Here is a 13,220-nt window from a genome sequence, read left to right as displayed (position 1 = left end):
TTTATTTTATCGAGTGAGTTCTTCTTGTTGTTTGCTTCGCCTCAAGTCAGTTATTTGTTCCATTAGAACTCTTTTTTCAGTTTCCAACTCTTGGTATTGGGCATGGAGTCGATCCAGATCCGAGTTGTATTGCTGTATCCGTTTCTGGCGCTCTCGCTTTTTTCGGACCATTTCTTCGTAACTTGGTGGAGAACCGCCGATCGTTACTTCTGGTAAAAAATCGCTCATTCTGGCTGACCCCAGTTCGGGAGATGCTCCTGTTTGAGGATATGTTCCCACGGGAGGAATAGAAGTGATTTCTTCTTGCTGTTGTAATTCATTACGACGAAGCTCTTGCGTCATCTGGAATTGCTGATAGATATTTTGTTGATTCTGATTTATTTGTAATAAGTCAGTTTCTAGTTGACGAATTTGCTCGTCAATAACAGATTGTGCTTGTGCAGAAAGTGAAATCAGCAGCAAGCAAAGAGGAAGGAAAACAAATGATGTTGTACTCCATCCATAACTGATTCCGATAAATCGTAATACCCTGTTCCTAATATTTCGCAGCGGGTATTTCATAATTTTCGATAAGGGCAATCTGTTTTAGTACAATCAGCATAGAGCGACAGTGAATGCGCCTGCAAACTGAATCCACGGTCTTTGGCGATTCTGATTTGGCGTTTCTCGATTTCTGCATCATAAAATTCTTCTACACGACCGCATTGTAAACAAACTAAATGATCATGATGGGAGTCACTACTCAGTTCGAACACAGCTTTGCCACTTTCAAAATGATGGCGTTCAAGTAAACCAGCCTGCTCAAACTGCGTTAATACACGGTAGACTGTCGCAAGACCAATATCTTCTCCTTCATTGAGTAATTCCTTATAGACATCTTCTGCCGATAAGTGACGAACCGAGCTATTCTCAAACAGGTTGAGTATCTTGAGGCGGGGCAGGGTCGTTTTTAAGCCAATTGTTTTGAGGTCAATGCCTTTGAGATCTTCATATTTGCTCATGGTTTAATCAATCCGAGAAATTATTTGCTGTATCATATAGTATAGTGCTTAGTTCACTTTGAAAATACTCTTTTGAACATCACACTCGTGCTTAGTATGCATCTAAAAATACTACTGTTATTGGTTGCTTTTTTATTTTTTGGTTGTACTTATATCCCTGCACTGCCTTATAAAATCGATATCCAGCAAGGTAATGTAGTTACTCAAGAAATGATAGAGAAATTAAAACCGGGGATGACCCGGTCGCAAGTGCGTTTTGTTTTAGGGACACCACTTATTACTGATGTATTCCATAACAATCGCTGGGACTATTTTTATTATTTGGCACCACGTGGAACATTGTCTGAGAAGCGAACGCTTACTGTAATTTTTGATGGCGATCGGCTTTCTCATATTAACGGCGATTTTTCACTTTCTCCTTCTTCAGATAGTTTGTTGTCAGCGACGCCTCGTCTGGGAGAAGAGCGTCTGCCATACTTGAAAGAAGATCAGGGTGAAAATGATAAAGGTTCCCATGAATAGAATAGCCTGACAAACAGGCTGTAGCAAGTGGTGAGGAATAATTAACCCTATTATTGGATCTACAGATATCCAATCAGTTCAATCTCGGAATGGGGTAGAATGGAATTAACTAATTAGATAGTCTTTCTGGAAAAATGACAATTCTGAATATTGCTGTGGCTGGAAGTACCGGGCGCATGGGTAGAGTCCTGCTGGAAATGATTGCTGAGTCATCAGATATGCGCTTATCTGCTGCATTGGACCAAAAAGATAATCCATTCTTGATGAAGGATGCGGGTGAGCTGATTGGATCACCTTGTGGTATCCCGATTAAGAGTGATTTTGTGTCAGCGTTACCTGGTAGTGATGTGTTGATAGATTTTACGCGTCCAGCCGGCACACTGGCACATCTCGCCATCTGCCGTAATGCTGGCATAAAAATGGTCATTGGCACCACTGGGTTTTCGGCAGCTGAGAAAGAAGTACTCAAGGCGGCATCGGAGGATATTGCGATCGTATTTGCTCCCAATATGAGTGTGGGTGTAAATGTCATGTTCAAACTATTAGAAGTGGCTGCAAGCAAGTTACTTAATGATTACGATATAGAAATTGTAGAAGCACATCATCGGCATAAAGTAGATGCACCATCTGGTACGGCTTTGCGTATGGGCGAAGTAATTGCGCAAACATTGAACAGAGACCTCACGAAAGTCGCAGTTTATGGCCGTGAAGGCGTCACCGGAGAGCGTGCTGCTGAAACAATTGGTTTTGCAACGATTCGTGGCGGCGATATAGTAGGTGATCATACTGCTATTTTTGCGGGTATAGGTGAACGCATAGAGATCACTCACAAGGCTAGTAGTCGCAAAACATTTGCTGTCGGAGCATTACGCGCTGCCCGGTTCCTTGCTACGCAACGTAATGGCTTGTTTGATATGCAAGATGTGCTAGGCCTGCGGTAAAGAAAATCAAATCCTAATTATCCGGTCTCATTATGGCGACTTACGCTATTGGCGATGTGCAAGGTTGCTATCAATCATTCCAACAGCTTGTTGAATTAATTGGGTTTAACGCTACAAGAGATAAATTGTGGTTAGTGGGTGATCTCGTCAACCGTGGGCCGGATTCACTCATTTTGTTGCGTTCCATCATAGAACTAGGCAACGCAGTTATTCCAGTATTGGGTAATCATGATTTACATTTGCTTCTGGTTGCAGAAGGCTTGAGCAAACAGCATTCAGGTGATACGTTGCAGGATATACTGGATGCGCCTGATCGTAATGATTTACTCAACTGGCTGCGCCATCAAAAATTGTTTTATGTTGAGGATGAATATGCTTTAGTCCATGCTGGGATATTACCATGCTGGGATATTCCTCAAGCAGCAGAGCTTGCACATGAAGTAGAAACTGCATTATGTAAAGAAAATTATCAGGAATTTTTGTTACATATGTATGGCAATGAACCCAATTTCTGGCATGACGGCTTGACTGGCTATGAACGCTTGCGCGTCATTATTAATGCGATGACTCGCCTACGTGTTTGTACAGCGGACGGTAGAATGGATTTCACCTATAAAGGTCCGCTGCAGTCTATTCCTCAAGGTTACCTACCGTGGTTTGAGGTACCTGATCGTGCCAGCAAATCAACTACCGTTATTTTTGGTCATTGGTCTGCGCTTGGCCTACAGATAAGGGAAAACTTGATAGCGTTGGATACAGGTTGTTTTTGGAAAGGAAAGCTTACTGCTATTCGTCTGGAAGACCGCAAAGTTTTTCAGGTACCTTGCGCAAAACAGGTAATTGCAGCGTTTCAGCAATAGCATGCTCTGATAAGCGCGTTAATTCTCGTCGATTCTTGCCTGTGCAGTTGATCGGATCCAGAAAATATAATTCCGCCTTAATGGTAGGTTGCTTCAGTATAAGTTTTAGTGACTCTACGATAGTCGAGTCGACATAGGCAACGTTAGTATTAGACGCTCCTGCCATATCACGATATCTGATGGCAACCGGGTATAGAATGGCTTGCACGGTTACCGCAGATTGGAGCAAAGAGGCATGAAAGTGCAGAAGGACTGTCCCATCACTGGTTCTGCCTTCTGGAAAGATGGCAACACTATCTCCGGCAACCAGTACTTCGCCGATATCCTGGTTAACGCGTCGCGTATCATTGCGTTTCCCGCGTGCAATAAAAATGGTCCCCGCTCTATCACATAAGATATTAAGTAAGGGCCAGCTGAGAATCTCAGTTTTAGCTACAAATCTGACAGGATAGAGCGCCAAAATAATTATGATATCCAGCCAGGAGATATGATTGGCAATTAATATGACACGCTGCTTATCTTCAGTAGGCAAGGAGCCATGACAACTTAATTTAATATTCAAAATTTTAAGCAGTTTTGTTGCCCATTTGCGTACCATATATCTTTGCCTGGGTCGACTAAAATAAGGATAGGCAATGGACTGAAACAAACCAGAAAAGATATGCAGCAATAACCTCACAAGTCGGATGATCTGAATCATTTTAGAAGTTTGGATGCTGTTCATGAGATCATAAGGCGGTTAATGCACCTTGAGGAAGAGTAGAGTAGATTTATCTCAGTCCTGATCCAAATTCCGTTTCTTCTAGAAGATTCGATTCCCAAATGCTTCAAAATAAAGCTGATCGATTTCGTCATGACTAAACCGATGATTCTGGCCGCCACGGTGTGCAATTTTGATGGCACCTAATAACGAAGCAAGCTGGCCAGTGGTTTGCCAATCCATATCATGGGCGATGCCATAAAGTAATCCAGCTCGATAAGCATCACCACAACCCGTGGGATCGATAATAGTATCGGACTTAACGCAAGGAATTTCAAGTTGGCGACCTTCTGCATAAATTGTCGATCCCTGTGCGCCTTTAGTAATGATCAGGGCTTTCACGTTATCGGCAAGCTCACTCAAAGTGTATTTTGTACGTTCTTGCAGCAACTGGCCTTCATAATCATTGACTGCGATATAATCAGCTTTAGCGACAAAATCAATCAATTCGTCACCATTGAACATCGGTAGTCCTTGACCAGGATCAAATATAAAAGGAATACCGCATTCCTGGAATTCGCGTGCATGAGCAATCATCCCCTCGCGACCATCAGGTGCAATGATGCCCAGACTGATATTCTTGGCCTCTTTTACAGAATTATAATGCGAAAAATTCATAGCACCAGGATGAAAGGCCGTAATTTGGTTATCATCTAAATCAGTCGTAATAAATGCCTGCGCAGTAAATGCTTCATTTATCTGACGAATATAGGTTTTTGCCAAATTCAATTTCTCTAACCGATAGGCATAAGGTTGGAAATCATTGCCTGCGGTGGCCATGATCATCGGATTTCCACCCAGCATGTTTAGATTATAAGCAATATTGGCAGCACATCCTCCGAACTCACGACGCATGTCGGGCACCAGAAAAGCCACATTTAGCACATGAAGCTTGTCGGGTAGAATATGGTGCTTAAAATGATCTTGAAACACCATTATGGTGTCATAAGCAATAGAGCCGCATATAAGTGTATGCATGGATTATAAGTATGAGAGCTCGAGAGTATTGAAGATACCTTAGAACAGCTTCTCCCCGAACAAATCAATATTCAAACAGATCAGTCGGGGAGTCAGCTAATATGTGAAGTACAATCGCAATTGATTATGGCTTCCAGGTTAAGTCTAATTCCCGGGCAGCTCTGACGTCATCCAGTTTGCGTAAAGGCATATCATGCGGAGCACTTTTTACCATTTCTGTTTGCTCCTGAATTTCTACCAGAATTTCCTTCATGGCAGCAGTAAATGCGTCTAACGTCTCTTTGGACTCTGTTTCGGCAGGTTCAATGAGCAAACACTCGGGAATTAATATTGGAAAATAGGTGGTAGGCGCATGATAGCCTTTATCCAGGAGTCGTTTAGCTAAATTCATCGCAGTGACACCTGTTTTTTCTTTGATATCTTTCAGTGTGACGATAAACTCATGGCTGGCGCGTCGTGTCGGGAAGGCAATCTCAAAGCCGGCTTTGCTCAATTCTGCCATTAAATAATTGGCGTTGAGCGTAGCGTACTCAGAAACACGGTTCATTCCTTTTACGCCCAGCAAACGTACATAAACATAAGCTCGCAGCAATACCCCCGCATTCCCCATATGTGCGGATAATCGACCGATTGTGTGTGGTACATCCTTCTCAGTCAACCAGCGATAAACTCCCTTTTCATGAGCAACCATAGGTACAGGTAAATAGGGCAGCAAACGCTCGGCGACACCTACTGGGGCCGCGCCAGGGCCACCGCCGCCATGAGGTGTTGAAAAAGTTTTGTGTAAATTGATATGAATAACATCGAACCCCATATCGCCTGGCTTGACTTTACCGAGTACAGCGTTAAGGTTGGCTCCGTCATAATACAATAACCCACCTGCATCATGAACGATACGGCTCATCTCGGAAACATTTTTCTCAAAAACTCCCAAAGTTGAGGGATTGGTCAGCATCAAACCTGCAGTCTGTGGCCCGACCGCTGCTTTTAATGCAGCCATATCCACATTGCCTTCTTTATCTGTGGCTATTTCGACAACTTTGTAGCCGCACATGACAGCAGTAGCCGGATTGGTGCCATGCGCAGCATCAGGCACGATGATTTCCGTGCGTTTTTTGTCACCGCGCGCTTCATGGTAGGCGCGTATCATCATGACTCCGATGAGCTCACCTTGTGCACCTGCCATAGGTGTCAGACTGACCCCTGCCATCCCGGTCACATCCTTCAATATTTCCTGCAATTCATACATACAGGCAAGAAAGCCTTGTCCTGTGTCTTCGGGCGCCAAAGGATGTCGTGCCAGAAACTGCGGTAACATCGCGAGCGCATTGCAAGCGCGCGGGTTATATTTCATAGTACAGGAACCCAGTGGGTAGAATTCCGTGTCGATCGAAAAATTCTTTTGAGAAAGACGGGTGTAATGACGCACTACATCCATCTCTGAAGCCTCCGGCAGAAGCATGGGCGACTTGCGTAGCAGATTTTGTGGAATATTCTTTTTTTCTGCTGTGGTGGTTGAAAATTGCGAGCGATTACGCCGTCCAGGTCGTGAGTGTTCAAATATCAACATATAATCTTTACATAATGGGAGATTAATTCAAAGCAACTAAAACTGCATCATAATGGGAATTCGATTCAACCGTATTTTTTAAGAATCTTCCCGAGCATTTCGCTGTACTTGTTCAAATCATCAGCTGTTTTCGTTTCGGTGGTACATACCAGCAAAGCATTCTCCAATTCAGGGTAATGCTCTTGCAAGTTTAATCCGCCAAGAATTCCTTGTTCCTTAAGGGCTTGCAGAATTTCATTAACCGGTCCCGGCAGTGTCAGTGCGACCTCATGAAAACAAGGTCCGCTATAGACTCGTTTTACCCCAGGTAATTGCTCCAATTGCTCTGCCAGCTGTAACATATTGGCATGTGATTGAGCCGCTACCTGCCGTAATCCTTCAGGGCCTAATAAAGACATATAAATGGTGGCTGCTGTTACCATTAATCCTTGATTAGTACAGATATTCGAGGTGGCTTTGGAACGACGGATATGTTGTTCGCGTGCTTGTAAAGTCAACACAAAACCTGGTTTATTATCTAAATCAACCGTCCGGCCGATGATGCGCCCTGGCATTTGGCGAACCAAGTCATGCTTGCAGGTCATAAACCCGAAATAAGGTCCACCGCTGGAAAGAGGAATACCCAGAGGTTGACCTTCACCCACTGCAATATCTGCGCCTTGAGCACCCCATTCACCTGGGGGCACCAGCATTGCCAATGACATTGGGTTAACGGCAGCAATAACTGATGAATGTTTTGCGTGCGCCCAGTCTGTCATCGCATCGACTTGCTCAAGAACACCAAAGAAATTAGGTTGAGGAATGACGAGTGCAGCAAAATCTTCCTGCCCAAATGGTTCAAGATGTTCAAGCAGAACCTGTCCTGACTCAGGGCAGAAAGGAATTTCCACCACCTCAATATCCTGGTTTCTGACGATAGCGCTTAATACCTTACGGTAAACAGGATGAACCGTGCGCGGCACCAGAATACGGCGCGATGTCTTATGTTGGCGAACAGCCATCAAAGCAGCCTCAGCAAGTGCTGTGGCACCGTCATATAGGCTGGCGTTGGATACGTCCATGCCAGTCAATGAGGCCATCATTGTCTGGTATTCATACAATAATTGGAGCGTACCCTGGCTCGCTTCAGCTTGATAGGGCGTGTAGGAAGAATAGAATTCACCGCGAGTGGTGATTTGCCAGACTGCTGCAGGAATATGGTGCTCATAGGCCCCCGCGCCAATGAAGCTGAGATAAAAGCCATCAGCTTGCGCGCGCTCCAGCATGAGCCTTGAGATCTCCATCTCAGACATGCCTGGAGGTACACGTGTTAATGCGCCTGTTTTTAGGTCAGACGGAATTTCATCAAATAATTCTTCAATAGAGCTTGCTCCGATACTGGCAAGCATCTCTTTGACATCTTCTTCAGTATGAGGAATGAACGGCATGATTGATAGTTTTTAAAATAGTTTGTTGCAATGAATCAAAAAGAAAAGAACTGGAAACTAATGCCCTTCGCTTTCCAATGCTTTTTCATACCCTTGCGCATCAAGTAGACCTGCTAGGTCAGCAGCATTGGCTGGCTTCAATTTAAATAACCATGCTTGATAGGAATCTTGATTGATTTTCTCTGGTGAAGACTCCAATTCAGAGTTCACTGCAACCACTTCACCTGCTACAGGAGAATAAACATCGGCGGCAGCTTTGACAGATTCAACCACGACGCATTCCTCTTTTTGTGCAAGCGTGCGGCCAATTTTTGGTAATTCAACAAATACCATGTCTCCGAGTAATTCTTGAGCGTGCTGGGTGATGCCTACCGTGATTGTGCCATCACTTTCGGATTTTACCCATTCATGTGATTTTGTATATTTTAGTTGTGTTGGGATACTCATTTTTTAACTCCAAAATTAGGAAAATTTTATTGGTCTCGGGGTCAAACCAAAATTTGACCGTTTCGTACAAATGGATATTTTACGACTTTGGCAGCAAGTTTTTTATCTCGTACCAGTACATGAACTTCTTCACCAATGGCGGCTTCTGCTGGCAGGCGTGCCAAAGCGATTGATTGATTAAGCGTGGGTGAAAAACCACCACTGGTAATTTCTCCCTCATCCTCAGCTTGATCATGGTGCGTTACCACCTTCTGATGACTACGAAGTACACCTTTATCCAATAATAATAGACCGAATAATTGTCGTTTGGTAGTAGTTTGCAAGAGCGCTTGCTTACCAATAAAATCCCGCTCGCTTTTCAGATCGACTGTCCAGGCTAATCCTGATTCGAGTGGGTTAGTGGTTTCATCCATGTCCTGACCATAAAGATTCATTCCCGCTTCTAAACGCAACGTATCGCGCGCACCTAACCCTGCCGGCGCTACACCCGCTGCGTATAGTTTTTTCCAGAAATCCACAGCGTCATTGGCGGGTAAAATGATCTCAAAGCCATCTTCCCCGGTATAGCCCGTGCGTGCAATAAAATATTGCTCGAATGTGGCTGCTTGGAATTGCTTTAGATTTTCCGTGGTTGCCTGGGCACCGGGTATGACTTGCCAGACTTTAACGCGTGCTTTGGGGCCTTGTACGGCAATCATTCCCAAGTCACGGCGTGGTTTTATTTCGAGATGAGGTGCGGTTTTATCACGCTGTGAGGTGATCCATGTAACATCTTTATCTGCAGTACCTGCGTTGACTACTAATCGAAACCAGGATTCTGATAAAAAATAGATAATAAGATCATCAATGATCCCGCCATCAGGATTAAGCATACAGGTATAAAGTGCTTTACCTGATACAGTAAGCTTATCTACATTATTGGCAACCAGTTGCCGCAGAAAATGACGAACATTCTCACCATGAATATCGACAACCAGCATATGTGACACATCGAACATGCCTGCATCCTGCCTGACCTTATGGTGTTCTTCTAGTTGTGATCCATAATGAAGCGGCATATCCCAACCACCGAAATCAACCATTTTTGCGTTCATTTCTCGGTGGGTCTGATTAAGAGGGGTTATTTTTAGCACAGATTTTCTCCCTAAGATAAAAAATGAAGCCTTCTCTTGGGCTTCACCCCTCTGTCCTTTTACCTGAGAGTTTTACGGTAGAATTCTGTCCGCGTGCCCCTTCGGTGGCTGAACTCACAGTTAGTTCGGCGCTCTCCAGATTGCCTGTCGCAAGCAGTTTTTTAGTCAATGCTGTTTTCATAACTATACCTGAGCGATTCCGGGGGGGTTACGCCTTCGGCGGCGCTTAAATAAAGCGCGCTCTCCTGCTTGGATATATTAAATGGCAGGTCGCCACTATACCTTAGCTAAGTTAGTGAAACAAGATGGTTGTATGAATCATTCTCTTTTCAGGTATCAAGCTATCAAAATATTATTTTCAGTAAGCGGCAACGTATCTGGATTTTCTCATACAATGAAGAATCTAAAGGAATAGATAAGGTGTTGTATTAATCAAGAAATATTAGAAATAAAGGACGGAGGAGGGCGTAGATGTTATCTGTTATTAGCTTTTTATCCATTTGTGACAGGTCAATAATCAATAATTTGTGGCTGCTCAATAGTAATAAATAAAAGTTGTTGAATAGAGACAAAATGGTTTATTTCAATTAATATTGAATCATTCATATTTATCCTGATACTAATTCTGCAAATGAGCTGGAAAAGTCTTTGCTTTAGCCTTATTAGCCGGCCATCCTGTAGAAATAAAAATTTGCTGTGCGAGTAAATATAAATTGGAATTTGACGAATACTTTCTAAGAAGGTATATTAGCCGACTTTCCGGGGTGTAGCGTAGCCTGGTAGCGCGCCTGGTTTGGGACCAGGATGTCGGGAGTTCAAATCTCTCCACCCCGACCAGTATATTCTGCTGTGTTGGATTAAACCCGGCTTGAGTAGTGCCCGTAGCTCAACCGGATAGAGCACCAGCCTTCTAAGCTGGGGGTTACAGGTTCGATTCCTGTCGGGCACGCCAAGGTTACATCTTTAAATTAAAAAATGTCATTGCTAAAGTGATTAGCATACCGATTTAGCGTAGATGGTGGCTGTAGCTCAGTGGTAGAGTCCCGGATTGTGATTCCGGTTGTCGTGGGTTCAATCCCCATCAGCCACCCCAATAAAGTCAAGCAATGATATCTTTCTAACCCAACTGTTCCGTAAATTACGGGACATTAATGCTTCGCTTTTCTCATCACACTGCTCAATTTGATTTTTTAATAGACAGATTTTACTTTTTGGCACCGCAACAAGCTAACGCTTCCAAGGCGTTAATCTCACCAAGAGTCAAACCGTGCCACCACTCAGGCACAAAAAGCATATTGTTTTTTAAATAGTAAGCCTCCCAATCTTTGTCTAACAAAGTGCTTGCTATCCTGCTTTTATTCTTCTCAGATTATTCAGCTTGTATTCATGTTCTTCAGTATAAAGTTGTTGCTATCATGAGAAATTCTGATAAACAAAATAACAATGGAGGAGGTTTAACATGAAAACGAGCATTAAAATAGACATGCCGATAAAATTATTATCTGGAATGTTGTTGAGTGTTGTTCTGGCTGCTCCCATGATAGTTGAAGCTGGAAGAGGCCATCGCCATCACCATCACCACCATCATGGTCATCACCATCACCATCACCATGGCCATCATCGTCACCATCATCATTACAACCCGCCGAACATTTATTACAACCAGTCTTATTATCCCCCTGCGCCTGTCTATTATCCCCCTGCACCTGTGTATTATCCGCCTGCGCCTGCGTATGGCGTAGCACCGGGTCATTTATTCATGGGTATTAGTACTGGTAATGCCAACTTTATGTTTGGTTATTAAATCCGATATTTCATTAGGGCTTGTTGGTATTTCTCATAGATAACAAGAGATATCCGCAAGCCATGGCCATTATGCTTTCCTAAATTCTCTTTAGCTTGTCATTTGTGTTGTCACTACTCGATACTGCTTTAATCGGGCAAAAGTGTTTTTCACTCAATGACGACTCTATATAAACCCCAATCTATGTCTGTATTACCTTTAGCCGAGTTACCTCTCTTGCTCTTACCGCTCTAGCTCTTTTTTTACGATTTGCTCCCATATGCACCCACTGGTTTACCCCTTGTTCGCCACCATTGCCTGCGCATCAGGTAATTTGGCAATCAGCCTCGGTGCTACAGAACGATCACTCACATTTCTATCAATAACTTCAAATTCAACTGTTAAACCATAATTACAACCACCAGAGAATCTTTGCGGTATTTTTTGCATGGCTTTTACCGGATGGCCTGCGGCTTCTTGATATGCTGTGTTTCCTCATTATGCTGGTGTGTCTTATTCCATTTCTCAATTAAAACTGACTTTGTCGGCTTCACCTTGCCGTATTATTAACGTGAGTTCGACATAAGAATCATCAAATCACGACTGGAAGAGCTTGAGGGAGCCTGATATTAAGTGAGGGTTTCTTCTCGCGAAAGGTGTAAGCCACCAATCCGGCTATCAGATTAACAAAAAAGTTAACTGGGCTGCGATGGCGGGAGTGCTCGATTTGCGAGATATTCTTCAATGGGTCATTGACGCTCTCAATGATCGAACGTTTACGTAGCAGCAGCTTGTCAAACAACGGCAACAGCTTGTTTTTCATGTTCTTGCGTACTTTGGTGATGAGCTGCACACCTTGCTCGCGGAGTTGCTCAAAGAGTGATTGCGAAATGTAGCCCCGGTCACCGAAGAGTTTGCCAAACAAGGAGCGCGTCACCTCTGGTACCGGGTCACGGTCATCCACATTGCCCGCCGTTATTTTTACCCCTAGCAATTCTCCCTGGTCATTAATGACCAGGTGCAGCTTGAATCCATAAAACCAACCCATGCTGGTCTTTCCCCGGGCAGCAAACCCTGCCATTACTTGATGAGACCCAATACGGCGATTATGGCACACACTAATCTTAGTCGAATCAATGAAACTGATCCCACTACATTGCCCAAAGCGACTGGTCAGAAAACAGCACAAAGGCACCAGGCTACCTTGCAACAGCTCCACAAAGCGGTGGTAACTCACCAACCCTGGAAAATAATCGCGCTGATACCTCAACACGTAATTCAGGTAATAGTGTTTAAACGTCCGGTAGCCGGATAGATGAAACCCGACCATGATGGTCATGATTTCGCTTAGACACAGCGCTCCTTGCCGCCGACGCTGTTTCAGCGATGACTCTAATAAGTGCTGCTCCCATTGCGGCTCAAACTCTTTACAAAATTCGTCACTCTCACAAAAAATCGTTGTAGTATCCATGGAAATCTGACTCCTCTCATGATGAAATTCTTTTGCAAAACCATTTCATCATAAGGAATTCAGGTTTCTTTTACAGCTTTTCTTATGTCGAACTCACGTTATTATTAATACTGTCTTCGGCTCGTCTTCGCCGCATTTTTGATTTGGGAAGGGGATTAGGAGCTGTCCTCAATAAATTTCCACTCCTAATCATGATCAATGTTCAGCGCATTCAAGATCCTGCCCCACTTGTAACATGATGACAAGGCATTGAATTTTTTGTAGATAAAATCCCAACCTGTATTCAAGCTTTAATTCTAGGCTTATGTGCTTTTACGTACAGATAAA

The 13,220-nt window shown here is 43.7% G+C and carries 14 protein-coding genes, 3 tRNA genes and 2 riboswitches; of the genes, 7 read left to right on the top strand and 10 right to left on the bottom strand.

Features of this window, described 5'->3' with window-relative positions; translation table 11 throughout:
* Positions 1 to 6 precede the first annotated feature (6 nt).
* Both AAW31_RS14295 and fur read right to left on the bottom strand, forming a co-directional pair.
* On the bottom strand, positions 7 to 561 hold the full coding sequence (locus AAW31_RS14295) for a hypothetical protein (protein ID WP_144412981.1): 555 nt from the start codon (positions 559 to 561) through the stop codon (positions 7 to 9).
* Entirely contained in the window at positions 558 to 1,001 is a 444-nt protein-coding gene (fur, locus tag AAW31_RS14290) for a ferric iron uptake transcriptional regulator (protein WP_046850747.1), read from the bottom strand. Before fur ends, AAW31_RS14295 begins: the two co-directional genes overlap by 4 nt.
* A 72-nt stretch (positions 1,002 to 1,073) precedes the next feature.
* Here fur and AAW31_RS14285 point away from each other — a divergent pair, with 72 nt between their 5' ends.
* The 3 genes from AAW31_RS14285 (at position 1,074) to AAW31_RS14275 (ending at position 3,324) form a co-directional block, all read left to right on the top strand.
* A complete protein-coding gene (locus tag AAW31_RS14285; protein ID WP_235264390.1) occupies positions 1,074 to 1,523 on the top strand; it encodes an outer membrane protein assembly factor BamE in 450 nt (149 codons plus the stop codon).
* Between the two features lie 134 nt (positions 1,524 to 1,657).
* Complete coding sequence (dapB, locus tag AAW31_RS14280; protein WP_046850746.1) at positions 1,658 to 2,464, top strand: 4-hydroxy-tetrahydrodipicolinate reductase; 807 nt, start codon at positions 1,658 to 1,660, stop codon at positions 2,462 to 2,464.
* Between the two features lie 32 nt (positions 2,465 to 2,496).
* Positions 2,497 to 3,324 (top strand): symmetrical bis(5'-nucleosyl)-tetraphosphatase, encoded by an 828-nt coding sequence (locus AAW31_RS14275; protein ID WP_046850745.1) that lies wholly within the window; start codon positions 2,497 to 2,499, stop codon positions 3,322 to 3,324.
* On the opposite strand, the gene AAW31_RS14270 is transcribed toward AAW31_RS14275, so the two are convergent.
* The 6 genes from AAW31_RS14270 to gcvT form a co-directional block, all read right to left on the bottom strand.
* Positions 3,251 to 4,024, bottom strand: a complete 774-nt coding sequence (locus tag AAW31_RS14270) for a lysophospholipid acyltransferase family protein (protein ID WP_235264389.1) — start codon at positions 4,022 to 4,024, stop codon at positions 3,251 to 3,253. The two genes, AAW31_RS14275 and AAW31_RS14270, sit on opposite strands and share 74 nt — an antisense overlap.
* A 102-nt stretch (positions 4,025 to 4,126) precedes the next feature.
* Positions 4,127 to 5,062, bottom strand: coding sequence for a carbohydrate kinase family protein (locus tag AAW31_RS14265; RefSeq protein WP_046850743.1), 936 nt, complete (start codon positions 5,060 to 5,062; stop codon positions 4,127 to 4,129).
* Positions 5,063 to 5,186: 124 nt separating this feature from the next.
* Positions 5,187 to 6,632, bottom strand: coding sequence for an aminomethyl-transferring glycine dehydrogenase subunit GcvPB (gene gcvPB / locus AAW31_RS14260; protein ID WP_046850742.1), 1,446 nt, complete (start codon positions 6,630 to 6,632; stop codon positions 5,187 to 5,189).
* A 65-nt stretch (positions 6,633 to 6,697) separates the two neighbouring features.
* On the bottom strand, positions 6,698 to 8,059 hold the full coding sequence (gene gcvPA / locus AAW31_RS14255) for an aminomethyl-transferring glycine dehydrogenase subunit GcvPA (protein WP_046850741.1): 1,362 nt from the start codon (positions 8,057 to 8,059) through the stop codon (positions 6,698 to 6,700).
* Between the two features lie 57 nt (positions 8,060 to 8,116).
* On the bottom strand, positions 8,117 to 8,506 hold the full coding sequence (gene gcvH / locus AAW31_RS14250) for a glycine cleavage system protein GcvH (protein WP_046850740.1): 390 nt from the start codon (positions 8,504 to 8,506) through the stop codon (positions 8,117 to 8,119).
* A 41-nt stretch (positions 8,507 to 8,547) separates the two neighbouring features.
* The gene (gcvT, locus tag AAW31_RS14245) at positions 8,548 to 9,639 is read right to left on the bottom strand and encodes a glycine cleavage system aminomethyltransferase GcvT (protein WP_046850739.1); all 1,092 of its coding nucleotides are present in this window, start codon (positions 9,637 to 9,639) and stop codon (positions 8,548 to 8,550) included.
* Positions 9,640 to 9,680: 41 nt separating this feature from the next.
* Positions 9,681 to 9,788: riboswitch (glycine riboswitch) on the bottom strand.
* Positions 9,789 to 9,800: 12 nt separating this feature from the next.
* Positions 9,801 to 9,897: riboswitch (glycine riboswitch) on the bottom strand.
* A 502-nt stretch (positions 9,898 to 10,399) separates the two neighbouring features.
* Between gcvT and AAW31_RS14240 the strand changes: the two genes are divergently transcribed.
* From AAW31_RS14240 to AAW31_RS14225, 4 genes are all read left to right on the top strand, one after another.
* A tRNA-Pro gene (locus tag AAW31_RS14240) sits at positions 10,400 to 10,476 on the top strand.
* A 38-nt stretch (positions 10,477 to 10,514) separates the two neighbouring features.
* Positions 10,515 to 10,591 (top strand) — tRNA-Arg (locus tag AAW31_RS14235).
* Between the two features lie 66 nt (positions 10,592 to 10,657).
* Positions 10,658 to 10,732: transfer RNA gene (locus AAW31_RS14230), tRNA-His, on the top strand.
* 366 nt (positions 10,733 to 11,098) lie between these two features.
* Positions 11,099 to 11,443, top strand: coding sequence for a hypothetical protein (locus tag AAW31_RS14225; protein ID WP_046850738.1), 345 nt, complete (start codon positions 11,099 to 11,101; stop codon positions 11,441 to 11,443).
* A 273-nt stretch (positions 11,444 to 11,716) separates the two neighbouring features.
* On the opposite strand, the gene AAW31_RS21455 is transcribed toward AAW31_RS14225, so the two are convergent.
* Positions 11,717 to 11,872, bottom strand: a complete 156-nt coding sequence (locus tag AAW31_RS21455; RefSeq protein WP_158441549.1) for a hypothetical protein — start codon at positions 11,870 to 11,872, stop codon at positions 11,717 to 11,719.
* Between the two features lie 142 nt (positions 11,873 to 12,014).
* The gene (locus tag AAW31_RS14215) at positions 12,015 to 12,893 is read right to left on the bottom strand and encodes an IS982 family transposase (RefSeq protein WP_046850737.1); all 879 of its coding nucleotides are present in this window, start codon (positions 12,891 to 12,893) and stop codon (positions 12,015 to 12,017) included.
* Positions 12,894 to 13,220: the final 327 nt, after the last annotated feature.

Origin of the sequence: Nitrosomonas communis (assembly GCF_001007935.1) — a bacterium.
In the GTDB taxonomy this organism is placed as follows: Bacteria; Pseudomonadota; Gammaproteobacteria; order Burkholderiales; family Nitrosomonadaceae; genus Nitrosomonas; species Nitrosomonas communis.
The sequence above is the reverse complement of the archived record's forward strand: the minus strand, read 5'-3'. Positions and strand labels throughout refer to the sequence as shown.